The organism is Mycolicibacterium austroafricanum, assembly GCF_902705885.1.
Lineage (GTDB): Bacteria > Actinomycetota > Actinomycetes > Mycobacteriales > Mycobacteriaceae > Mycobacterium > Mycobacterium vanbaalenii_A.
Genome location: NZ_CACSIP010000007.1, coordinates 1 through 23011 on the forward strand (window position 1 = coordinate 1; position 23011 = coordinate 23011).

Sequence of the window (23011 nt, forward strand, 5' to 3'; positions counted from 1 at the left end):
CCCCACCACCAAACGGAGAACCCCCGCCGCCGAACCCCGGAATGCCACCACCTAGCCCAGGAATGCCGCCGCCCATACCCATACCAGGAATGCCACCCATACCCAGACCCGGCTGCCCAGCCGCCGCCACCGGCTCCTCAGCAGGCTTAGCCTCGCCGCCACTGCCGCCAGCCTCTCCACCACCGGCACCGCCGTCAGCGCTGCCGCTACCCTGGCCACCGACACCCTCATAGGCCTCGGTGTTCTTGTCGGTGTCTTTGGCTTTGTCCTCAGCCTCGGCCGCGGCCTTCTCGATAACCCCACGCGCTTCTTCCAGCCGCGTCTTGCTGTAGTCCATCAGGGCCTGCTGCCCCTCCGGGGTGTACAGCGCACCACTGGCTTTCAGCTCGGCAATCTTGGCCTGCACATCAGCGTTGATCTTCTCCAGCTCCGCACGACCGGCCTCCCCGGCCGCGGCGATCTCATCGGCGCTGATACCGGCGGAATCCAGATCATGAAGGGTCTCCAGCATCATGCCAATCTTGCGGGCATTCTCCTTCGCCGCCTCAGCAGCCGGCCCGCCGTCACCCACCTCAGGAGTAGCCGGAGGAGGCGGTGGCGGCCCCACAGGAGGGGTCGGCGCACCGGGCGGACCCTGTGTGGTTGTGGTCGTCGTAGGTGGACCTTCCGGACCGGGAGGTGCAGGCGGAGGGCTCGGAACCGGACCAGGAGGAGCCGGCACAGGCGGCTGCTGAGGATAATCCAGCGGAAATGGAGCGGCCCCCGTTCCGGTACTTAACGGAACAGCACCCGGACCCGCGAACGCCTTCAACGCGTTCCCCACGACCTGGTTAATCGCCAAACCGAACACGTCCCACGACATAATGCATCGCTCCTTACGCGACTAGAAGTTCAATGCACGCTCGGCAGCGGCAACCGCTTCCAGCGTCGGTAACGTCCCATCAGAAACCCCATGGTTGGCCAACCATCGATCATGAGCCACCGCAGCCACCGCCCGACACCGCTTGTTCAGCGTCACCGAATCCCACTGGCGAGCTTCATTGCTCAACGCCACATAGCGCACAAACCCCATCGCATTGACACGCACGACCACAGACCGCCGAGACGACATAGCGGTCGCCGCCACCTGCGACATCAGCTCATCAGTCTGCGAACTCAGATGCTTGGTCATCGGTCCCCTTCCGGCCAACGCCGCTGCGCCGCTCTACGCACTGATAGACATATTACACATACTGACTAATCACGTGAACAATCAGTGATCAACTTTGTGTGACAGCGTGCATGCCCATCTCCAACTTCAACACCGGCAGGCGGCGTCCTCCAATGAGCTAAGCGGGCGCCGCTCCACCAGGCAGTGCCAGCCGGACCGTAGATTGCCCGGTGATCGCACTGATCGTCTCGAAATCCTTGTCGACGTGCAGGACCGCCAGCCCGCAGAGCTCCGCGGTGGCGGCGATGATGAGGTCCGGAATTGACGGCCCACGGTGCTGCCCCCGATCGGCAAGCAGCAACTGGACTTCTAGCGCGCGGTCCTCGATTCTCGGTGTCAAATACTCGACTGGCATCGCAGCCAGCGGTGACTCCCGGAATTCGCGGCGTCCGACCTCGCCCGAGTGAGCCGAGTACCCGATTTCGAGTCGCGTCATGTTGCTGATCCGAACCATCCCCCGCTCGATGCGGGTGACCCATTGGTCCACATCGTCGCTGTACGAAAGTCGCACCAAGGCCGATTTGTCGATCAACCATTCGCTCACCCCCACGCCCCACGCATCAACTCTGCGTCGGCGAGGCCGGAAACGGCTTGTTCGAGGCGCTGGAGATCATCGCGCGTGACCGCACTGCGGGTGACCCGCGCATCCTGGGCAAGGCGCCGACGAATGTACTCAACGCGCGATAGGCCCACCTCGGCCGCCCGCGCATCAATGCCAGCCAACACGTCATCTGGCAAGTCCCGAATCAAGACATCACTCATACACTGATGATATCCCGAGATATCGGGTCGCTGACCGCCAGTTATAACACCACACCAGAGCTGGCACCAGCCGTACGCGTGTAGTACAGCAGCCTTGCACGGCTGGTGCGGTTTACCTAGACTTACTGGTGAGCCGATGCATCGTGGTGTCATCGGAAGTGGACCCCAGGAGTTCCTGCCGGAAGACAGGGCCTGGGGCCGCGTCATTTCTGGGGCACTTCCAGCATGGTTACCTTCGACTCAATGATCCCGAAGTGCTCGGGGTCGCCGCTGCGGAGTTGGGTCACCGCGCCACAGCAAGCATCGGGTATCCACAGCATCGCCTCAGTGGGGCCGCCAACGTGATCGAGATGCAGCCGACCCCCTAGAGCGCGCTTTCGCCGCAGGTAGTCCAAGGTGCGCTGGTCCTCCCGGTCGTCCTTGGGGCCGCGGGATTCCACGATCGCCTGCGCGACACCCAAGGCCACCAGCTCGGGCAGTAGCAGTTCCATGCAGATCCGGCGCCGACGTTCCGGGTGCTCGGTGATGCCAGGCCGGGATCGGACGACCACGAGGTGCTCAACGTCGAGCCCTGCGACGGTCTTGGCAATCGTGCGCTGCCGGCCGCGGTCCTCATCGCGCCAATGCAGCTTGCGATGTCGACTCCCTACGAGCAGCGCCCGCATCGCCTCCCGCGCATGCTCAGCACGGCCTGCTTCGCTGATGACCGCGCTGAGGATGTACGTACCGGGATCAACACGTTGATTAGACCCCGATTCATCAATCCAGGCATCGAACGGACTCATGGGCGGTGACGGTATCGGTCCAAGGAGCAGGTTCGCCGGGATCGCCACTCGTGCCGAACCACTAATTTCCAGGTTTACGGAAGACAGCGCCCAACAGTTGCACACCGCTCCCCGCCATTTCATGGCGGGCAGATCGTCAGATCGAGTTCAACGTTGAGGTAACGACAGGCTTGAAGCCCGCCGCTACCGCGCAGTACACGATATCGGCCAACGCCGGCGAGGCCGGTTGCCGCCAGAAACGAATGAGCTCCGCAATCAACGCCGTCCGATAGAACGCCATGTACAGCAGACGCTGACGCAGCGAGTCCGCCGAATCATCCAGATCCAGCGGACCGTTCATATGCGGACTGGTCGCATTGCCGTCGTGACGCTGAGCGACCTCGGCATCGTACGAATCCCAGTCCACGGCGCCCTGGCTCAGCTGATTCAAGAACGTCAGGTCCGCCGCCTCGGCAACGTGAATCGGTCCATCCGCGCCACGCACCGGACCATCCGGGCCCACCGCACCCGCCGTGGCCACCGCCGACTCCACCACACTCCGAGTGATCACCGCAGCCACCGATATCGACGCCGGACCCGAGCCCACCGACGCAATCTGCTGAGCCAGCGCCGGATCAATCGTCGCCAACCGATGCTGATGAGCACCATCAAGCACAGGCACAGACCCCGGCGAGTGCAAAATCGACCGCAGCGTCACCGTCTCGAAATCCGACCACCCCGCCGGACGCGGACCCTCCGCAGTGGTCACCAAAGCACTGCGCACAACCCCAGATACTCTGTCGGACAACACATCCGCATGCGCAGTCAACAGATCCGCCGGTCGCCGCCAACCCAAAAACCCCGACGCCCAACTCCACGGCAAAGCAGGATCAATGGGGGCCAACCGCGCCGTCGTCGGAACGAACACCGAAGCAGGCACATACACCCCACCACCAGCACTAGAACCAATGACAAGCTGCGGACCCAGATGCGTACGCACAACGGCCACAGCCCAATTCACAAACCCGGCATCGATCGTGTTCCACGCGGCATCGGTACCGCGAACCAACCCGTCGATCACTTGCCGAGCCAACATCATGTCCGCGCTCACCTCGGGCTCAGGCATGCTCGCTGCTGTTGCCGCACCCGACGTGCCCGCCATCACCGGAGCGGCACCGCCCTGCTGACCCGACGGTGCCGCCGAAGCCGGCGCGGCCGCCGCCGACGCAGGAGCCGTCGGTCCCGCAGCCGTCGGGCTCGCCGCCGACCCACCCCCAGGCGGAACAAACGGGGCCAGCGGGCCACCACCGGAACCTCCAGCCGCGGGCGGATGCGCCATCATCGGCATACCACCGCCACCACCAACCATCGGTCCCGCAGCAGGGCCCGCAGAACCGCCACCAGCAGCCGCCACCGACGGCTGCACCGGACCCTGCAAAGGAGCTGCCACCGCAGGCGCCGCACCCGGATGCTGGGCTACGAACTTCTCCAACGGAGGCGGCGACACCGCACCCGAAGAACCAATACCCGACGCCAACCCCGAATTGAAGCTCGACGCCGCACTCGTCAATGACCCGCCACTACCCAGCGAGTCTGCTGCCGACGCAGGCGAAGTGAACGCATCCGACAGTGACTTGCCCCCACTGCCCAAAGGATTGCTGAGCCCGGAGGGCATCTGCGGCGGCCGCAAACCACCCATCGCCGAACCCGCCGATGGCATGCCCCCACCCGCAGAGCCGCCACTTGCACCGCCCATCGGCAATCCTGCCGCTGGCAGCCCTGTCGTAGTAGACGGAAGCCCGGTCGCGGTTCCTGGTGCGACGGGGGATCCGTCCGTCGTCTCTCGGACGTCGGTTGCGGTGCCGTCCGGTTCGGTACCGAGCTGCTTTACGTCGCCACCATCCTTCCCCGCAGAATCACCGTCTGCGGGGGCCTCCTCTCCGGGTGAATCTGGCACCGGCTTCTCGTCAGCTTCTTTTTGCTCAGTGTTGCTGGCTGGCTCTGCGACGTTATCCCTTGGTGCGTCGGGTGTTTCGCCGACTGGTGCTTCGGGGATGGGTAGGACGGCGGGTGTGGCGGCGATGTCTTCGAGTGCGGTGCTGTAGAGGCTGGCAGCTTCGGCTTTGAACGGGGCCATGGCTGACACTGCGGCCGAGGTGCCGCCGCTGGATTGGGCGGTGTCCCATGCTTCGGCTGCGGCGTCGGCGACGCGGCTGAGGTCGGTCTTCAATCCGGAGACGATTGCGCGGAATGAATCTGCTGCCGTTGCAGTGGATTTGAAGTGGTTGGCGCCGCCATCGGCGTGGTTGACCATTTTGCGCATCAGCGCGATGCGGGCTTCGCCGCCCTGACCTACCAGTAGGCTCGCGCCTTTGGTCATCTCATTTTGCACGGTGTCGGCGTATCCGGATACCGATGTGGCCATGGCTCTTTCGTCGTCGGCCAGTGCCTGCAAATCAGTTTCGCTGATGGACGGCCAATAAGGTAGGACAGTCAGTGACGATGCTCGCCCTGACGGCCGCTGTATGTCCCCTGCGTTTCCGACTACCGCCGCCATTGAAACCTCTCCGGCCTACTCTTCATCCAAACCGCAGGCCGTCCACACCTGGTCCACGGCGTTCTTTTCTGCATCCAAGCTGTACGGCGGGGGCTCAGCCAGCCCACGGGTACGGACCTTCCCATGTTCCGCAACACGGGCTTGGTACACCGAGGCGATGTCAGTGACAGCAACCCTCACAGGTGCGCTGGCGTCAGGATTCTCGGCCAGTGCAACCTTCAGAGCGGTCACCGCGGGAAGAAGGTCAGAGCCAACTCGATCAGGCCTGGGAATGGCGCTATTGATGATGGCGTAGCTGGTGCACAGGGACACGTCTTGGGCGTGTACTTCCGCCGCTGACGGGGTGACACCACCCGGCGCATTGGTTGGTAGGCCTGCGGTCGGCGCAGCGTCGCTGGCCCCGGAGTCACTTCCGCTGCTCGCGAAGACAGCTCCCAGTGTCACGCCAGCGATTAGTGCGACTACTGCGGTGCCAGCAACGCCAGCTGGGATCAGCCAAGGTCGACGTCGCGATGATGCGGACGGCAGAGCCTCTCCAGGCCGTGGTGTCGGCGGTAGCGCGCCATACTGGCCCGGAGCAGGAGGCAGAGGGGCAGCGCTGTACTGCTGATTGGTGCGCATGTCGTGCATCACTGGGTGGTTCATGTTGTCGCGCCTCCCTGCGGCGATCCCGATAACGGTTGTCTACAGCCTACCAACGCCCACCCACTTTGGTCTACACGCTGATCGTTGCCGGCGCGACGGCCGTTATGTCTGCTGCGTTCTCAGCGTCCTGCGTTTCCAACTGTGTCGCGCTGCCGACGTCCCCGGTGGCAACGGTGCTTGCCGCCCGGCTCATGTCCGCCAAGAACGTCGTACGTTGGGCGGGCCATGTGCTGGTGATGGCATTGATTGCCAGTGAAACCCCATCGGGCTGTGCCGCCCCGCTGGCCAAGCTCCCGACACCCTGCGCAGCTCCGGTGGCGCCGCGAGCAGCGACTGTTGCGGCCTCCGCGCCGGTCGTCGCGCCAGATGCAGGCAGAGCAATCGGGTCGACCTTGATGAGATCTCCCGAGCCACCCGACGGTGTTACTGCTGGCATATCGTTATCCCCTCTGCCCCTTCATGGCTGCTGAAAGCTGGTCAGCAACAGGATGTTTGCGAAGTTCCTCGGGGATCAGCTCAGCGCAGCGCTGAAATAGGCGCTCGGAGATGGCATCGATTCCCTTGCGGGCACGTTCAGCGTTGTCGCCCAGGGCCGCGTTGATCTGATCGTTGAGTTCATCCACGGTGAGTTCACGTTGAAGGCCTTCACGCACATCGAGGTCGATCAACCTGCCGCGGGAATCGTGGACCACGATCACGTCGTCGTCATCGTCGCCGCTGGACAAGAACTCTTCGGCTTCCTCGATCCAGTCATAGATCAGTCCCAGCATCGCGTCGTTGGCCTTGAGAGCCGCCGCTGCCGCTGGGTTAGCGGTCGTCGTGGGCGTTGTCACCGGTTGTTTCCTCCTGAGTCGCGGCCGCCCTGCGGCGGCCTGGACGCTTCCTCAACTGCTCCAACTCACCGAACACTGCCTCGGTATTGGCAGGGTGCCGGTGTACCACCCGTCGATCTGGATGGAGATCTCTATCTCGTTCGCCGGTCTGGCCGCCACCCAAGCCGCCCATCATCGGCGGCATCATGCCGCCCATCGGCATACGTGCCCCCGCGCCGCCAGCAGCACCTGATCCGGCAGCCGTGGGTGGAGCTGGTGGCATCGCCGCAATACCAGGAGCCGCAGCAGCAGGCGACGACACCGACGGAGCCGCAGGAAGACCACCGCCACCGCCACCGCCACTGCCGCCAGAACTTGCTGGGGTCGTGCCGAACGTGTCCTCGAAATCGAAATCGTCTTCCTCAGAGCCCAGTTCGGGCGGACTCATCGAGGGAGCTCCACCTAGGCCTGGGATCGACGGCAGCCCTGACAGTGCCGACATGGGAAGTCCACCGCCACCACTGCCGGGCATCAATCCCGATGCCGCTCCAGCGGATTGACCGACTGTGCCCAGAATCGTGCCCATCACTTCACCGGCAGTGTTCGCAGCCGGATCGACAGCCGACGCCAGCGGCTCGACCGGGGGCTTCGCCTCGGCAGGGGGTGGACCCGGCTCGTCAGTGCCGCTGCTGGAGTCCAGGGGCTGCTGCTCGGTGGAATCGGCGGCGAGCTTTGCATCCTCCTCGCTGTCGGACCCCTCGCCTTTGCCGTCCTTGTCAGCGCCCTCTCGCTTCTTGTCAGCACTGGTCTCGGCCGGGTTGTTGTTGTCCTGGTCAGCGCTCGACGGCCCGCCACCGACGATGGGCGGCGGGGCCGGCGGTGGGTCAGGTGCTGTCGTGCTGTCGACGTTGGCCGCGGCCGCATAACGTGTCTGTGCCGCCAGCGCTTCGGCTTTCGCCTCTTGAAGTTTTGTCGTCGCGGTCATCAAGGGTTCGGTCACAGTCCCACCGCTGGAGGCGTACGTCTGCTGCGCCTTGCGATACTGCGCGTTGAGCGCTGTGAACGTTTCCGGTGTGGGCGTCTCGTTCCGCGCCGTCTCCACGGTTGCGCTGGCGGTCTCAGCCGATGCTGCGAGCTGTCGGGCATAGTCAGCGGCGCTGTTCAACCACTGTGCGTGACGCCGGATCTTCTCCCCGGCGGGCTGATCACCCTCATCCCACGCGGAATCGACACCCGCGCCGGTCCGCTCGATGTCTCCTGCGACGGTAGCGAGGTTCTGGGCCGTTGTGCGTAGCTGCCCTGCCAGCGTCCTGAGCGGCTCAGCACCAGCCCCGCCGTGAATCGTGCGGGACCACACTTCCCCGGTGCTCGGATCAGGCACCGCCGGCACCGGCGGCGCCACAGGTAACGACGGCGCCCCGCCACTTTCGCGGGGTAGGTTCGGCGCTGCGCTGGCCGTGGGGGCTGTCCCACCGCTGGCAATGTGCGCTGCGGCCTCCTGGTCGCCCTGTTGCAACGCTGCCCCGGTGAGATCGACTGCGAGACCGCCAGCGGCACGCTGCAAGGCTGCATGGGTGATCAGCATGTCCAGCCCGCTCGCCCACGCCGTGAAGGACGCGGCCACCGCAGTGGACACGGTATCGGAGGCGGCCGGCTGACACTGGGAGCACTGCGCACCCGGCGCGTGACCGGCAAGCGCGCGGCCATGCGATGCCAGCGCCCCCGGATCAACAGCCACCTTCGCCACTACCAGTCCCCCGCTCCGCTATCGGATCGCACCGCCACCACCCCTATCCGCGCGGGCCCTAGCCGTTGCCGGTGATCGCCGAGATCTGCCGAGCCACATCGTCGTCGTGCTGCTCAAAGCCGATCTTATGGTTGCGCAGTTTGGCCGCGTGTGCACGCGCTTCGGCGGCCACCCGCTGATACGCCTGCTGGCGGGCCAGGTTCTCTCCAGCTTTGGACTGCACGAACGGCTCGTAGATCGCCCCGAGTTGTTCGCGCAGCGCCTCGGGCTGCACAGGTGGCTGGCCGCTGGCCTCCACCGCGTCTGCGTACTCCTCCCACTGCGCCGCCAGTTGTGCTTGCGCGTCGGTGTCGAGGGCGATTGCTTCGCCGCCGCTGTTGGCCATCTGAGCACCTTCCTGTCACACATGAATGTATAGAACTGTTCACGTACTGACTCATTGTGTACGGTACGTCTGAGTAAGTGCAACCCTTTCCGCGTGTCGCTAACAGTTAGCACCGCTCCGGTCTGAAAGAGTCTGAGTTTATGGCGATTCGCAGCACACACAAGGGCGACCGAGCGCAACTCGGACCCCGCGTCGATCGGGTTGTCTACGACGCAGTGGCCGCCAACAGCGGTCAGTACGGAGCCGACGGCATACCCATGTCCCAGTGGGTTGCCGACCTCCTAGCAGCCATCGTTGGCCACCCCGAACTCATGCGCGAACTCGACGGCGAAGACGTCGCCCAGATCCTGGCCCGCGCCCTGGACAACCCAGAGCTGCGGCGCACCCACGGCCGCCGACGCGAGGAGGGCCTGCCGCTGGCGATGTAACACACCCAGCCCCTGACTAAAGAAACCTCGTGGCCGGCTAACAGGGGCTACACCCGAACATCTGAATACCGGATCGCGGTAAACCCCCGGAAATGACAAAAGCCCCCGAAGGGGCTCTGTCCCGGTTTCAACCGAAGTGTGCAGCTTCGGTTCGGATTACCGATATCCACATCCCCTCTGGAAGGGACTAGTCTTGATGGACTCGTCTCACGATAGCGCATATCCAGACCTTGTGCCAGACCCGGCACAGGCTGCGTTGGCAAATCGTGATCTTCGTAAAATCAGCCCCACTGGCCAGCTACCCACCCGCCCCGCGGCCGGTGATGCGCGGCCACTATGAGCGCTGCGCTACACACCACTCCCGCAGAGGTGCACCCCGCCGAGGTATGGGCTGGTCTGGCACCTTTAGCTGCGGCTCCAGGCCGCCACCAAATGCGCCTGTGGACCCCCGATACCGGCAAGTTCTCCCAGACCGCCAAACTCACCGCCAAATGGCCCACTCAGCCAGCGGCCGTGTACCTCTACTCAGCAAACGCAACAACCGTCCTTCTAGCGCTAGATTTCGACACAAGCCGAGGCGACGCCGCCGCCGTCGAACGCGACCTGCGCACCGCCGAAAACTGGCTCATCCGCTGCGGTGCCCGCGTCGTCACCGACTACACCGACGACGGCGGCCGCCACCTGCTGTGCCCCCTCGCCATCGGCACCACCGCCTCACTGCCCGAAGTCACCGCCCTCATGCGCGTGCTCGCCGGCCACCTCCCCACCCTGGACATCGCTCCTGCCCTCAACCCCGCCCAAGGCTGCATCAGCCTGCCCGGCACCCTCNCCAAACGCGGCGGCTACCGCCATCTCGATGGCACCCTCACCGCCGCCCGAGCAGCCTTCATCGAGCGTTCAGAACCCGGCATGCTCCCCCGGCTCTACCAGCTCCTCGGCATGCTCAAACCCGCCACCCCAGACCCGTCACCTCCCGAGGAGCCACACGACGCCAGCGCGGCCGGCTACACCACCGGGGAAGGTGAAGACCGCCGCCTCACCCCCGCCTANACCCGCACCGACCCCCTACCCGACAGCATCGCCGCCTTCGCCACCCGCGGCGACACCGCCCCCACCGATCGCCCCCACTGGAAAAGTCCAAGCGAAGCCCGCTTCGCCACCGTCGTGGCCGCACTCGACCGCGGCCACACCGCGGCAACGCTGCGCGACCTCATCGCCCCCGACGGCCCATGGCACGACGGCCTCGGACACGCCTACAAACGCTACGGCCACGGCGCCGACCGAGCCCTACTCCGCGACATCGACCGCGCCTTCGACTGGCTCATCGCAAACCCCCTTCTATACCGACGCCCGCAGCACAAGCAGAAGTACCCACAGGGGGGTTCTTTAACAACAGCTACTCACAAGAGCGGGTTCACAGGCCCCCCCGAGCTACGCCACTGGCTGGCCAACGCGTTCAGATGGGCCGACCTTGAATATGCTGGGCAGCGTTACCGCTGGACCGTGCACGCTGTGTTGCAAACTCTCGCCGTGCACGCCCTCAAAGCCGGCGACAAAAGCACGGGAACCTGGGTGGTAGGGGTCGGAGGACGAAGTCTTTCCCTCGGCGCTGGGCTACTCAGCCCCGACGCTGTGTGGCGAGTCCTGCGAGATCTCAGGGACCGTCAAGGATCACCGATCGTCCTCGTGCGCAGCCACATGGGTCTAGAGGCCGACTACTACGCTCTGACCAGCCAGAACAACGTAATCAGAGGCCTCAACCACCACTGCGAGCGTGTACGAATCGAAGCAGTCCACGACATATGGCACATCCTGGGACACCACTTACGCCGAATCTACGAACTCATCGCCCACCACGGCCTGACCCATCGCGAAGACATCTACGCCGCCGCTGCGGTATCCCGAAGCACCGGAGACGACGCGGTGCGCCAACTACAAATCCACGGACTCATCGCAGCCACAGCGCCCAAAATGCTTGGGCCAGGGCCAATCACCCCCCACACCCTGGCCGAAGCACATCAACTCCCCCACCTACGAGAACAACGCCAACAGACCTACCGTGAACAACGCGCGCAATGGCAACAATGGCTCGATATCCGGGAACGCCTGAAAAACGCGGACGTCTCTTTCGCCGCTGCGAGCGCACCGGGAGGCGACGCAGACCAATCATCTCCGCCGTACAACGCATTCGCTGACACTAAGGACTACCTGGAGTCAGTTCTGCGCACCGGACCTCCAGAGGACATCGAACGTTTAGAAGATCACGCGATCGGCCTGATCGAAACCATCATGGGGGCAACACTGCTCACTCGACGCGCAGCAGCCCCGCCGAAACCGTCACAGTGACGATACGCGGCCCTTGGAGATAGACGTGCCCAAACCATCACGAGGCGAGGGCATGCGACTGCGCAATGGGCTTGTCGGACGCCTGTGCGAGCATGAGCGCCAGAAGCTAAATGCTAAATGGGGAAAGGGGGTCTCACAGTGGACACCATCGTGATCGCCGTCGGGATGCCGTTTTGTCTCGCATTCTTGGACCAGCCCATCGATGAAGTCGTGACCCTCTGGGAGTCGTGGGTCGAGTCAGGCGAACTTGTTCGCGCGCGCCACGAAGACCCGACCCGCGATGCCGTCATACGACTACGGCCCGCCGTTCTGGGTGTCGCGGAGTTCATCGCGAACGAGCCAGCCGGTCGACTCTTTGCGGACCGGATGCTCTGGTCGCTGCCATCCCTGATAGCGCTCCCTGGCGCTGCTGACTACGCACCGCAGAATTCCCACTATTGGACGCTCCAGATGAACGGATTTGCGGCGAGACCAGAAGTCGCCGCAGACGGGTCGACCGGCCTAGTTTTGTGCAGATGGGACTTCGGCCGGCTGTAGCCACGCGAACCAAGCGCCACGCTGAGGTGGGTGGTTCACCTCCAGCTCAGCCAAGGCCTGGCCCCTCCGCTTGCAGGTCGACTCGTTGCGTGCGGACCTGGCCACCCACCGACGGCAGGCTGACATAAGCCGTCGATGGCGGTCGAATTGCTCTTCGGGCGTCCCGGGCGGACGGGAACCGAGGGGAAGCGACCGAAGAGCTTGTCCGGCCCTCCCCCCCGTGCGGGCGCCGGGGCATCGAGGATCAGCAACCTTCGATCATGTCGCGCACGGGGCCCCAGGTCTCGCCCGGAGCCCCCCCGGATCGGCCGAACTATGATCGGGGCGACCTTGGGGCTGGACACCGCCGGTGTGGACGCCTCCGGGCCGCCAACCTCGCCGCATGGGGCGCTGGAGGCGCTTGACCATCGGTCGCTCAACCAGCAAGTCGTGCGTCCCCATCTCTGGCCACGTTGACCCCCCACCCCAGCAGAAGGTTCCCCCCCGATTTCGCTCTCGGTTGGTACCTAAACAGCTTCGCTATCAAAATCCTCCGTCGCACACCGGTAGGCAACGGGTTAGGCGCTATAGGGCCACGTCATCGCTTTGCACTAGGCTCGCATCGCTCCATACTCGTTACTAACGTCACTGTGACGTAAGCCGCGCTAGCTAACTGTTGCCAGCGGCATATCTCCTGGTAGTCGCTGTTCACCGTGCCGTACAGCCATTCTACATTAGAACGCTAGAACGGTTGTACGATACATTCGTTAATTATTTAACGCTTCCAACGTACTATCGTTTCAGTCTTCAACTGTGATAGGCTTACAGCGTTTGATCGGTACAGCGTTTGATCGGTACAGCGTTTGATCGGTACAGCGTTTGATCGGTACAGCGTTTGATCGGTATCTCAATGCTTCGATAGAAAGACACAAACCAATGGCGAAGATTCTCGTCACCCACTCACGAAAGGGTGGCGTCGGAAAAAGCACCAGCGCGTACGAAGTCGCATATTCGCTCGATGCCGTCCTGGTGGACCTCGAGCACGACATCGCCGGCGTCACGTCGATATGGGGGGACCGGCCACTCGACCGAGCCAGGGTTCCAATCCTGGACGCACTTGCGACCGGCCGGACCCCGAAACCCCTCAAGGGGTACCGCAAGCCTCGGCTTGTGCCAGGGCACCCGCACCTTGACAAGGAAGCGCCCAGCCGCGAGCAGATGTCAGAGGCCCTGCTGAAATGGGCGGCGGAGTGGGACACCGATTGGGTCGTTGTCGACACGCATCCGGGGGCCGGTGAGCACACGCATGGTGCCCTTGCTGTGGCAGATGTCGTCCTGGCGCCTACAACCCTAGATCTCCTGGATCTTCGAGGGTTGGAGCAGCTGGTGGACGAGATGGTCGACTACCCGATTGTGGTGCTGCCGACCAAGGTCCGCGCAGTCCCGGCCGCAGTCGGGCTGAAGAAGCTTGAGCAGATCACCGCTGGAACTCCCGTTCAGATCGCACCGCCGATCCCGTTGGTCGCCGACCTGCCCAAACGAACCAAGCGGATTGCTATCACGTCTGAAGAGCCGCCCGCTAAGCCGTTCCGGCTCCTGGCTGAGCGCTACAAACTGGTGTGCGAATTCGTGAAGGAGTACGTGAATGAGTAACGGGATGGACATCCTCAAGGCGCAGCGGGACAAACGCAAGTCGGTGGGCAACGAGATGCCCAAGCCGATGCACGGCCCCCGGGCTACGCCGGTGAGCATCCCTGTCACGAGTGAAGGGGCGGGGGAGCCCACGTCGCCGTCTGTGCCGGCGGCGACGGAAACGCCCGCTTCGTCAGTGGCACTGTCGGCCCCGTCGACTGAGCCTGCCGTGACGCCGAGCGCCAAGGCGAAACGTCCAGCAGCACGGGACAAGTCGGACAAAGCTGCGCCGAGCCAGCCAGCTAGCAACAGCTCCGAGCTTTACCCGACAACGGCGTACCTGGAACTGGAAGAGGACAAGTACATACGTCGTGCGCTTGAAGCCGGGCGATACGGCAAGCCCAAGGTCACCTCGGCAAGCGCGGTCATCCGCTATGCGGTGCGTCACTTGGCCGAACACATGACTCCCGAACAGGTTGTCGCCGCGATCCGCGAAGCTGCGCCCGAAACGTCCAACCAGGGGAGAATCCGCCTTTAATCGCTCTACCGTTCTATCGATAGAACTCGCCGACGCGCCACGATCATCCATTGTGCACTGTTGCGCTATATGTATGCCAACAGTGCATGTAAACTCTGCGGCAACGTGGCGGCGCGGGCACTCACCACCACGTCCACTAAGTGACCACTGCGCAAGGGGACTGGGAGGCGATCATTACGGCCGTCGTGGACCAGGACCACCCCGGCGACCCCGATGTCGCCCTACTCGCACGCCACGTCAAAGCACGCCTACGTCGGCAGGGAATGTCGGTGCTCGCCGCATCGGAGTATGGAATCCTGTCGCGCTCGACGCTGACGGCCATCACTCAGGGTGCCGACCGGGTGCCGAGCTACCGGACGCTATCCAAGCTCGATGACCTGCTGAGCTGGGAGCCTGGATCAGCAGAGCGGGCTCTGCATGGCGGAGAACCGGTACCGCGCGAGGACGGCGTCTACGGCAAACTGCCGGCCCCACCTACCGACGCACCGGAAGAGGACGTCGCCGCGGCGACGGCAGCGCTCAACGATGTCTTCGACACGAGTTTCGAGGACCCGGCCGGCTGGGACTATAACCACCTGCTCCGGTGGATTGATCAGCGCCTACGCGAACTCAACATGACGAAATCCAAGTTCGCCGCCATTGGGGGACCGGCCCGCGCGACGCTGGCGACTCTAGGTAAGCGGGGCTTTGGCCCGAGCGCAGAAACCCTTGATCGGATCGACACATTCTTGCTGTGGGAGCGTGGATCTGCACTCACAGCTCTTCGCGGCGGCACGCCGGTGCGCAAAGGCCCCAAGGTGGCGCCGAACCCGGCACTGGTCCCGCTCAACGGTGCCCTGGACACACTCAATGCTGTGAAGGTGCGTCTGACCCGCCAGAGTCAGAGCCTTTCTCAGCTACATTCGGATGTAGACGAGGCGCTGGAGCGTGTCAGCGTCGCGATCAGTGAACTTGGTGACAGAGAACGCCTTGATGCGTTGCTGTTGTCGGAGATGGGCGACCCCGAACAGGGTGATGCCGCAGGAACGGGAGAAATCCATGACTAGCGGTATTGCAGTAGGGGAGCGCCGACTATGGCCGACACCGAGGACCAGGGTCTGTTCAGCGTCGAGGAATCGGAGCACAGTCACAGTGACCGAGTGGATGCGCCAAGCCGTCGAACAGGTGTACCGCCAACAGATCGGGACACCTCCGGGGTGGTCCCCGGAGCAGACAGAGCTGTTTCTGAGCCTGGTGACCCAGCGGCTGGACGATCAGGCCGCGGCCCTGGCACTGGAGCTGGGGGAGCAGGCGGTGCAGAGCTGGACCCAGCAGCACAACGGCCAGCCGGACCACGAGACGACAGTCGGCCTGCACGAGACGGCTCTACAGAACGCACGCGAAGCGATCGTGCGCCAGAGCCTGTACGACCTCATTCCGCAGCCACCGGAGGGACGCGACAGCCCGCCGCCAACACCGGCCGATATTCCCTGGACTCAACGGTGGCGGCATCTGATCTATCGGGCCGAGCCGAGCGAGCAGATCGAGGAACTCGCAGACCATCTGTGGCCGGACCGCAGCGCGATGTTCCGGGTCAAGGCGGCATTTCTGCTAGCAACCCGGCTGGAAGAAAACCGGGCGATTCCCACCGCCCCGGGCCAGCGCCTGACCCACGACCTGGGAGTCGAGGTCGCCGAAGCGATGACAGCCGAGGGGTATCCGGGCGAGTAGCCCGCAGGCGTAAAGCTCAACCTCTGGCCGAGGACGATCCGCAACTTGCGCTGTTCGCCGAGGACTCCTTCGACCTGCCGACCGATCCGCGCATCATCGACCCCGGTGGCGCTCCACTGCCGCCGCTCATACCGGCAGCACCCGACCAGGACAGCGCCCAACCCGACCACGGGCACTCAGCCGCTATCGATGCCCTGACCCTCAAGCGGCCCGCACGCACCGTACCGATCGGCGACGACACCACCGCCACTACGCTCACCGCTGCCTCACTGGCCACCGCCCCGGCCGCGACGGCGCAGCCTCCCGCAACCCCTACCGTCGCCGCCAGCGACGCGACCGTCAGTGACCCCGAGACGGGCGCATTGCCATTGCCGCCGGCCATCGACTACCGGCCCGGCACCACCATCGCGGTCCCGTCAGGCGCCAAGGCCCGGCTCACCGCCAACCTTGCCGCCATCGACACGCTTATCGCGCTCCAAGGCCAACAGCGCCACGCCACCGCCGCCGAACAAGACACCTTGGCCCGCTGGTCGGGGTGGGGCGCGATCCCCGAGGTCTTCGACACCCGCACCGACACCTACGCGGCCCAGCGCGACTACCTCAAAGAGGCACTGGGCACCGACCAATATCAGGCTGCCTCTAGAAGTACGCTCAATGCCCACTACACCGACCCCGCCATCGCTGAGCAGATGTGGAAAGCGTTGCAGCACGCCGGATTTACCGGCGGCCGGGTCCTGGAGCCCGGGTGTGGCGCGGGAACGTTCATCGGCCTGGCGCCCGAGGCGGCGCAGATGGTCGGCGTAGAGAAAGACCCCATCAGCGCCGCCATCGCCGCCCACCTCTACCCCTCAGCTCAAGTCCGAGCCGAAGGCTACGAAACAACCAACGTCCCCAACGGCTCCTTTGCCGCGGTAATCGGCAACGTCCCGTTCGGAAACTTCGCCCTACGCGACCCCGCCTACAACCCTCGCCGACTGTCCATCCACAACCACTTCATCGTCAAGTCCCTGGACCTCACGGCCCCCGGCGGCTACCAGATCGTTCTCACCAGCCGCTTCACCATGGACAACGCCGATCCCAAAGCGCGCCGCGAAATCCTGTCCCGCGCCGATCTCCTCGGAGCAATACGTTTGCCGTCCAACGCCTTCCGGCGTGTGGCGGGCACCGAAGTAGTCACCGACATCCTCGTGCTGCGCCGCCGCGAAGCCGACCGAGTTATCGAAGACGGCGCTGACGACTGGCTACACACTGCACCGCTGACCGTGGCCGCCGATGACGGCCCCGACACCGAAATCGACATCAACGCCTACTTTCACCGCCACCCCGACAACATCCTCGGCCAGCCCAGCCTCGGCCACGGAATCCACGGCCATCAGACCCTTAACGTGGCTGCCGACGAATCCAGTCCATTGGCCCTGCAAGTCGGGCACCGCCTGCGCGCCATCATCGACGGTGCACTGGATCGCGGCCAAGGGCTCACCGCCACCGCCGCCACGTTGACCGAGGTCAACGACGTCAGTTTCGATCCCGGCCTCATCACCGCCGCTACCACAAGGCTCCCGGCGCGCGACACCCTGCGATTCGATGAAGCATCCGATGAGTTCCAGACCTGGACAGAGGACACCTGGAAGACCGCGAAGGTCTTCAACACCCGCAAGCAGGAGACCATCCACCTGCTCAAGCTGCGTGACGTCGCCAACGCGGTCGTCTCATCGCAACGCGCGGGCCAGCCCAGCGATGTCCGTGAACAACTGCGCGGTGAACTCAACCGGCTCTATGACACCTACGTCGCCAAACACGGACCTATCCAACGCTTCAAGTGGAGCAAGCCGTCAGTCATCACCCAGGACCGCCACGACAAGACGCTAGCGAAATCCATCGAACGGTGGCGGCAGAAAAACCCCGAGCAGCACACTGTGCCCGCCGAGCTCCTCGAAACGTGGGACGAGCAGGCATGGGAAACACCCAGCCAGTACAAGATGCGCCCGCACATCGTCACCGCGCTGCGCAACGACCCCGGTTGGACCACAGTTCTGGCGTTAGAGGGCTACGACGAACTCACCGGACAGACACGCAAGGCACCGATCTTCTCGGTAGACCTGCTGAGCCCACCGCAGGTCCGAGACCGCGCTGAGACCGCCGAAGAGGCCCTCGCTATCAGCCTGGATCAAAACGGTGGCGTGGACATCCTGCACATCGCCGCCCTGCTGAACATCGACCCTGCTGCCGCGCGAGAAAAGATGCGTGGTCTGGTCTTTCCCTCCCTGCGCGACCCCGACATTCTCATCCCCGCAACGCAGGCACTATCCGGCAACGTCCGCCAGCAGCTACGACAAGCACAGGCAGCCGCCGAACACGACCCGCGCTTCCACGAGTACGTCGCTGCGCTGCGCGAAGTCCAGCCAGTCGACCGCGAAGCCAGCCAAATCAGCGCTCGCCCCGGATCACCCTGGATCGACGCCAAGTACATCGCCCAGTTCGCCAGCGAGACCTTCAAAGCCGCTGACGCGACACCAGTGGACGTCAAGGCCGACCACGTACAGGGAGTCTGGTCGATCGAATGCCAAAGCCGAAACACTGCCGCCATGACCGAGACCTGGGGTACCCGGTTCCCTAAACGCGATGCCATCTCCTTGCTCGAAATGGTCTGCAATAACCAAGAAATCGCCATCCGATACACAAAAGAGGAGACCGAAACCACCGGCCGGACCGGTGTCAACCGCAACGCCACCGTCGCCGCGCAAGCCAAAGCCACCAAGATCAGCGATGCGTTCCAGAACTGGGTATTCGCCGATGACACCCGCCGCACCGAACTAGTTGCCACCTACAACGAGCGCTTCAACAGCCTGCGCGCACCCAAGTACAGCGGAGCAGCATTAACGCTGCCCGGTCTGTCACACCGGTTCACCCCACACACCCATCAACGCGACGCGGTAGCCCGCATCATCGCAGAGCCCAACGTTCTTCTCGATCACGTTGTGGGAGCAGGGAAATCGGGAACCATGTTCATGGCAGCCATGGAACTGCGCCGCCTCGGACTGGCCCGCCAACCCTGGATCGTGGTCCCCAACCACATCATCGAACAAGTTGGTAAGGAAGCCAAGTGGTGGTACCCCGGCGCGGAAATCCTGCTCGGCACACCCGGAACCGATGCAGTAGGCCGGCGCCGATTCGTGGCCCAATCAGCCACCTCGGACTGGGATATGGTGATCGCCCCCGAGTCGTTGTTCATGGGTATCCCCGTCGGCCACGACGCCCAGCGCGACTACATCGCCCGAGAATCCAAGATGCTGCGCGAATCACTGGAGAACATCACCGGAGATAACGCCACCGCCGCCACCGTCAAACGGCTCGAGGCGGCACTGCAACGCTACGAATCCAAGCTCGAGAAACTCACCGACCAAGAAGGCAAAGACACCGGACTTCTGTTCGAACACACCGGGTGTGACTACCTGATGATTGACGAAGCCCACATGTACAAAAACCGGACCCGCCTGAGCCCCGTCAAGGAACTCGCCTGCCCGGACGGCTCCGACCGCGCCGACGACCTGGCCATGAAAATGGAACTCCTACGCAACCGCCGACGCGAGGACGCCATCGCCGCCGGCCGCACACCCACCCCCGCCGACGAGCGAGTCGCCACCTTCGCTACCGGAACCCCGATCGCAAACTCCCTCGGCGAGCTATACGTCATGCAACGCTACCTACGCCCCGACCTGCTCGAAGACGCCGGAGTGCTGCACATCAACGACTGGGCAACGACGTTCACCGCCACCGTCAACACCGTCGAAGTCAACGCGACCGGCACACAGCTCAAGCCAGTCACCCGAGTCGGAAAATTCTGCAACCTCCAAGAGCTGCTGCGTATCTCGTCGGTCTTCACCGATGTCATCACCCGCGACCAAATCGGCTTGAAACTGCCCGAACTCAGCAACGACGGCAAGCGCACCATCGTCAGCATCCCCGCCGACCAAACCCTTCGGGACTTCATCACCGACCTCGGCTACCGAGCCGGCACTCTCGATCCGAAAAACCTTGCCCGCGACAACATCCTGAAAATCTCCAACGATGGCCGCGAAGCCAGTCTCGACCCGCGCATGGTCCACCTGCCCGAACCAACCCACTCTCGGACCGCCGCAGTCGCTGAGAACATCATGGCCGTGCACCAGCAGTACGCCGACACGATCTACAAAGACCCCCAATACGGTCACGACATGCCCACACCCGGCGGGCTGCAAATCGTCTTCTGCGACCGCGGCACCCCCAGCAAAGGCAGCAAGAAAAAGAACGACTTCAACATGTACGGCGCTATCCGCGACGACCTGATCGCCCGGGGGATGCCCGCCGAGAAGATCCGCTTCATCCACGACGCCGAAAAAGCCGAAGACAAGCTGCGCTTGTTCGATGACTGCAACCGCGGCCAGGTCTCGGTGCTCATCGGCTCCACCGAGAAAATGGGCACCGGAACCAACGTCCAAACCCGCGCTGTCGCACTGCATCACGTCGATGTTCCATGGCGGCCGGCCGATCTCGAACAGCGCGAAGGCCGCATCATCCGGCAAGGAAACCAAAACGAGACCGTCAGCATCTTCAACTACGTCGTAGAAGGCTCCTATGACGTGGTGATGTGGCAGAAAATTGAAGCCAAATCACTGTTCATCGCGCAGGTCAAACGTGCCGACATCAGCGTCGATGAAGTCGATGACATCGGTGGCAACGAAATGACTGTCGCGGCCGCCGAAACCAAGGCGCTGGCCACCGGAGACCCCCGCTACGTCCGCCAGGTCCAGCTCCAAGACGACATCGAACACCTCGCCGCTCTCGAACGGGCCTACCACGACGGCATGGCGGCCCGCGACCGCGATATCCGACAGCGCCAGCGCCAACTGGACATCACCACCTCCCAACTTGACGCCCTCACACCCACCGTGGACGCCATGGCGTCCCGGCCCGCCGACGCCCCCGTCGACATCGTGGTCGAAGGACGTCGCTACCCAGAACGCAAAGACTGCGCCGCCCCCTTCGCCGAAGTCTGCCGCCGCGTGTACGGCTCGTTGAACAACTCGGCATCCTGGGATAGCCAGCCCCTGAACACCGCGATCAACGGCATGGCTCTACACGCCCGCCGCGACCACGTGGGCGATCGGCTCTGGATCACCCTCGAAGGCCCCTCGGCAGAAATCGCGTTCACCATCCAAGACCTGCACGACAGCGCACCCAAGGTAGGGGAGACCAACGGGGCCAGCAGCGCCAAAGCGCGCGGCCTGCTGACCCGAGTGGAAAACCTTTACAAAGACCTTCCCGCCCATCGCGATCGACTCCAGCTCCAGCACGACCACCTCACCCACGCACTCACCGATCTCACCAACACCGAGGTCGAACCATTCGACCGCGGCGACGAGCTGGCCGCCAAACGCGAAGAACACACCACCCTGACCACACTGCTGCAACTGGAGGCCCAGTCCGAAGCAGCCAAGGCAAAGGCCGCCGAAGCACAGCAGCGATTGTTGGCCGCCGGCCGCCAACCAGGCTGGTCACTGCACCTGAACCCCACCCCATTCCTGATCGGAGAATCCGGGCTCGCCACCGCCGACCAATACCGGTTCGCGCAAGGGCTCGCTGAACAGGCCCGCGCCAGCGAGTACCGAGACGCCCAGCGTGAGGACCACCAAGAGCGCAGTGACGATGGGAGGACATTGTGAGCGCCCCAACGCCGCCCTCAGCAGATCCATGGTGGAGCTACGCGGTCGGAACCGCCGCCGCCCTACGGTCAGGCAAGGAACCGCCGACCGTGGCTGTACACGGCCCATTCCTGAACTCCAACGAGGTCGCCCGACTGAGCAGCCCCGCCACCTACAGCCGTCTCGCCGCCGGCGACGGCAACTATGAACGCGCCCAAGCACCGTTCATGGTCAACCCGGTCCTGATGGCCGCCGCCATGGCCGGCCAAGGTGTCGTCAACAGCCGACGACGACGTGACGCGGACCGCAGCAGTCAACCCCAATGGACCAACTACCGCGACGCCGCTGTCTTGACCACCAACCAGCGGCTGATGTGCAGCCGCCCCCAAGGCGGGTGGACATCGTTCTGGTACAGCGAAATGGCTGAGTTCTACCCCGATCCCCACCGCCGGGCAGTCACCATGTCCTTCGCCGACGACCACACACCGCCACTGCAACTAGCCGGGCCCGCGGTCCCTGCTATCGCGCTCTGGGTCGGACACTCCGTCTACGGGGACCGATGGCACGAAGACCCCCGCTTGGCCGCCCTGCTGCCCAGCCAGGCATCCCAGGAGACCACCACACCCCAGCAGGCCGCCGAGCGCCCCGCTGCTGCAAGCGAGGACGGTCTCACCGCCGAGCAGCAGGCCTGGTGGGAGCGTCACCGCCCCCGCCACAGCCGCCACCACAGCTCCCAGGGCGGGCTGGAGCTATGAGCACCCGCACCCTGCCGCCGCTGGTCATCGCCGCCGAGCTAGGTCGCTACGCCAGCTCCCGATTCGACCACCTCACCGACGGGCGTCCGCTCTACATTCCCGGCTTTCGCGCCGAAGCTGACCCTGTGGTGGCCGCCGCGCAGGCCTCGCTCTACCACCACCCATACAGCGTCAGCCAACTACCGCTGCTTACAGTCCACTTCGACACTATGCTCGACCCCGAACCCGCCACCGCGTGGTTGGTCAGCCTGGCCCACCTTGCCCACCACGACTGCCCCGCATGCGTGAGCACCTGGACAGAAGCCGAGCGCTGCGCCCAGGAACTACCAACCGCCAGCCCTCAGTTTCACGTCGTGGAAACCCCGACCGCTGTCGTGCTGCTGCACTACGAAGACCACCCCTAGTTAGCGGTTCCCACCTTCGGGAAGATACACCGGATGCGACTCCAGCCCACGCGATGTGACAGCACAGCTGCATACTGCGCACCGACCTGCTGGGAGGCATCCGACATTCCCGGAGACGG

At 64.2% G+C, this 23011-nt stretch carries 19 protein-coding genes; 10 read left to right on the forward strand and 9 right to left on the reverse strand.

The window, feature by feature from the left end; genetic code table 11:
- The 6 genes from BEMPMBAN_RS06085 to BEMPMBAN_RS06110 form a co-directional block, all read right to left on the reverse strand.
- A partial coding sequence (locus tag BEMPMBAN_RS06085) for a DUF4226 domain-containing protein (protein ID WP_234897315.1) occupies nt 1–571 on the reverse strand: 571 nt, incomplete at its 3' end.
- Between the two features lie 312 nt (nt 572–883).
- Nucleotides 884–1171 carry a hypothetical protein gene (locus BEMPMBAN_RS06090; RefSeq protein ID WP_083129130.1) on the reverse strand — a complete coding sequence of 96 codons (288 nt, stop codon included), beginning with the start codon at nt 1169–1171 and terminating at the stop codon, nt 884–886.
- A gap of 157 nt (nt 1172–1328) precedes the next feature.
- Complete coding sequence (locus BEMPMBAN_RS06095) at nt 1329–1760, reverse strand: PIN domain nuclease (protein WP_068920391.1); 432 nt, start codon at nt 1758–1760, stop codon at nt 1329–1331.
- Complete coding sequence (vapB, locus tag BEMPMBAN_RS06100) at nt 1751–1972, reverse strand: type II toxin-antitoxin system VapB family antitoxin (RefSeq protein WP_068920390.1); 222 nt, start codon at nt 1970–1972, stop codon at nt 1751–1753. The genes BEMPMBAN_RS06095 and vapB overlap by 10 nt, the downstream gene beginning before the upstream one ends.
- Before the next feature lie 203 nt (nt 1973–2175).
- Complete coding sequence (locus BEMPMBAN_RS06105) at nt 2176–2757, reverse strand: hypothetical protein (RefSeq protein ID WP_083129131.1); 582 nt, start codon at nt 2755–2757, stop codon at nt 2176–2178.
- Nucleotides 2758–2893: 136 nt separating this feature from the next.
- A complete protein-coding gene (locus BEMPMBAN_RS06110) occupies nt 2894–3862 on the reverse strand; it encodes an EspK C-terminal domain-containing protein (RefSeq protein WP_159229544.1) in 969 nt (322 codons plus the stop codon).
- 1009 nt (nt 3863–4871) lie between these two features.
- Between BEMPMBAN_RS06110 and BEMPMBAN_RS06115 the strand changes: the two genes are divergently transcribed.
- On the forward strand, nt 4872–5087 hold the full coding sequence (locus BEMPMBAN_RS06115; protein ID WP_112558942.1) for a hypothetical protein: 216 nt from the start codon (nt 4872–4874) through the stop codon (nt 5085–5087).
- A 1291-nt stretch (nt 5088–6378) separates the two neighbouring features.
- Here BEMPMBAN_RS06115 and BEMPMBAN_RS06120 read toward each other — a convergent pair.
- The 3 genes from BEMPMBAN_RS06120 to BEMPMBAN_RS06130 are packed head-to-tail and all read right to left on the reverse strand — an operon-like array spanning nt 6379 to nt 8882.
- Nucleotides 6379–6708 carry a hypothetical protein gene (locus BEMPMBAN_RS06120; RefSeq protein ID WP_068920388.1) on the reverse strand — a complete coding sequence of 110 codons (330 nt, stop codon included), beginning with the start codon at nt 6706–6708 and terminating at the stop codon, nt 6379–6381.
- 37 nt (nt 6709–6745) lie between these two features.
- Complete coding sequence (locus BEMPMBAN_RS06125; RefSeq protein WP_083129135.1) at nt 6746–8497, reverse strand: PPE domain-containing protein; 1752 nt, start codon at nt 8495–8497, stop codon at nt 6746–6748.
- 58 nt (nt 8498–8555) lie between these two features.
- Nucleotides 8556–8882 (reverse strand): hypothetical protein, encoded by a 327-nt coding sequence (locus BEMPMBAN_RS06130; RefSeq protein WP_068920386.1) that lies wholly within the window; start codon nt 8880–8882, stop codon nt 8556–8558.
- 140 nt (nt 8883–9022) lie between these two features.
- Between BEMPMBAN_RS06130 and BEMPMBAN_RS06135 the strand changes: the two genes are divergently transcribed.
- The 9 genes from BEMPMBAN_RS06135 (at nt 9023) to BEMPMBAN_RS06180 (ending at nt 22892) form a co-directional block, all read left to right on the forward strand.
- Nucleotides 9023–9310 (forward strand): hypothetical protein, encoded by a 288-nt coding sequence (locus tag BEMPMBAN_RS06135; RefSeq protein ID WP_068920385.1) that lies wholly within the window; start codon nt 9023–9025, stop codon nt 9308–9310.
- Nucleotides 9311–11794: 2484 nt separating this feature from the next.
- Nucleotides 11795–12193, forward strand: a complete 399-nt coding sequence (locus BEMPMBAN_RS06145; RefSeq protein WP_133259164.1) for a hypothetical protein — start codon at nt 11795–11797, stop codon at nt 12191–12193.
- A gap of 915 nt (nt 12194–13108) precedes the next feature.
- A complete protein-coding gene (locus BEMPMBAN_RS06150) occupies nt 13109–13825 on the forward strand; it encodes a ParA family protein (RefSeq protein ID WP_083129138.1) in 717 nt (238 codons plus the stop codon).
- Nucleotides 13818–14342: a ribbon-helix-helix domain-containing protein gene (locus BEMPMBAN_RS06155; protein WP_133259165.1), complete on the forward strand. Its 525-nt coding sequence runs from the start codon at nt 13818–13820 to the stop codon at nt 14340–14342. Before BEMPMBAN_RS06150 ends, BEMPMBAN_RS06155 begins: the two co-directional genes overlap by 8 nt.
- A gap of 263 nt (nt 14343–14605) precedes the next feature.
- On the forward strand, nt 14606–15388 hold the full coding sequence (locus tag BEMPMBAN_RS06160) for a hypothetical protein (RefSeq protein WP_371413115.1): 783 nt from the start codon (nt 14606–14608) through the stop codon (nt 15386–15388).
- An 85-nt stretch (nt 15389–15473) separates the two neighbouring features.
- Nucleotides 15474–16052: a hypothetical protein gene (locus BEMPMBAN_RS06165; protein ID WP_159229546.1), complete on the forward strand. Its 579-nt coding sequence runs from the start codon at nt 15474–15476 to the stop codon at nt 16050–16052.
- A 362-nt stretch (nt 16053–16414) separates the two neighbouring features.
- Nucleotides 16415–21754, forward strand: coding sequence for a helicase-like domain-containing protein (locus BEMPMBAN_RS06170; RefSeq protein ID WP_234809908.1), 5340 nt, complete (start codon nt 16415–16417; stop codon nt 21752–21754).
- 89 nt (nt 21755–21843) lie between these two features.
- Nucleotides 21844–22488 carry a hypothetical protein gene (locus tag BEMPMBAN_RS06175; RefSeq protein WP_234897317.1) on the forward strand — a complete coding sequence of 215 codons (645 nt, stop codon included), beginning with the start codon at nt 21844–21846 and terminating at the stop codon, nt 22486–22488.
- Nucleotides 22485–22892, forward strand: coding sequence for a hypothetical protein (locus BEMPMBAN_RS06180; protein ID WP_083129141.1), 408 nt, complete (start codon nt 22485–22487; stop codon nt 22890–22892). The genes BEMPMBAN_RS06175 and BEMPMBAN_RS06180 overlap by 4 nt, the downstream gene beginning before the upstream one ends.
- The last annotated feature ends 119 nt before the right edge of the window (nt 22893–23011 follow it).

What these genes read in the sequence shown, in the direction of transcription:
- BEMPMBAN_RS06090 (WP_083129130.1), bottom strand. Translation starts at nt 1,171, where the DNA reads ATGACCAAGCATCTGAGTTCGCAGACTGATGAGCTGATGTCGCAGGTG.
- vapB (WP_068920390.1), bottom strand. Translation starts at nt 1,972, where the DNA reads ATGAGTGATGTCTTGATTCGGGACTTGCCAGATGACGTGTTGGCTGGC.
- BEMPMBAN_RS06105 (WP_083129131.1), bottom strand. Translation starts at nt 2,757, where the DNA reads ATGAGTCCGTTCGATGCCTGGATTGATGAATCGGGGTCTAATCAACGT.
- BEMPMBAN_RS06110 (WP_159229544.1), bottom strand. Translation starts at nt 3,862, where the DNA reads ATGCCTGAGCCCGAGGTGAGCGCGGACATGATGTTGGCTCGGCAAGTG.
- BEMPMBAN_RS06115 (WP_112558942.1), top strand. Translation starts at nt 4,872, where the DNA reads ATGGCTGACACTGCGGCCGAGGTGCCGCCGCTGGATTGGGCGGTGTCC.
- BEMPMBAN_RS06120 (WP_068920388.1), bottom strand. Translation starts at nt 6,708, where the DNA reads ATGCTGGGACTGATCTATGACTGGATCGAGGAAGCCGAAGAGTTCTTG.
- BEMPMBAN_RS06130 (WP_068920386.1), bottom strand. Translation starts at nt 8,882, where the DNA reads ATGGCCAACAGCGGCGGCGAAGCAATCGCCCTCGACACCGACGCGCAA.
- BEMPMBAN_RS06135 (WP_068920385.1), top strand. Translation starts at nt 9,023, where the DNA reads ATGGCGATTCGCAGCACACACAAGGGCGACCGAGCGCAACTCGGACCC.
- BEMPMBAN_RS06150 (WP_083129138.1), top strand. Translation starts at nt 13,109, where the DNA reads ATGGCGAAGATTCTCGTCACCCACTCACGAAAGGGTGGCGTCGGAAAA.
- BEMPMBAN_RS06155 (WP_133259165.1), top strand. Translation starts at nt 13,818, where the DNA reads ATGAGTAACGGGATGGACATCCTCAAGGCGCAGCGGGACAAACGCAAG.
- BEMPMBAN_RS06160 (WP_371413115.1), top strand. Translation starts at nt 14,606, where the DNA reads ATGTCGGTGCTCGCCGCATCGGAGTATGGAATCCTGTCGCGCTCGACG.
- BEMPMBAN_RS06180 (WP_083129141.1), top strand. Translation starts at nt 22,485, where the DNA reads ATGAGCACCCGCACCCTGCCGCCGCTGGTCATCGCCGCCGAGCTAGGT.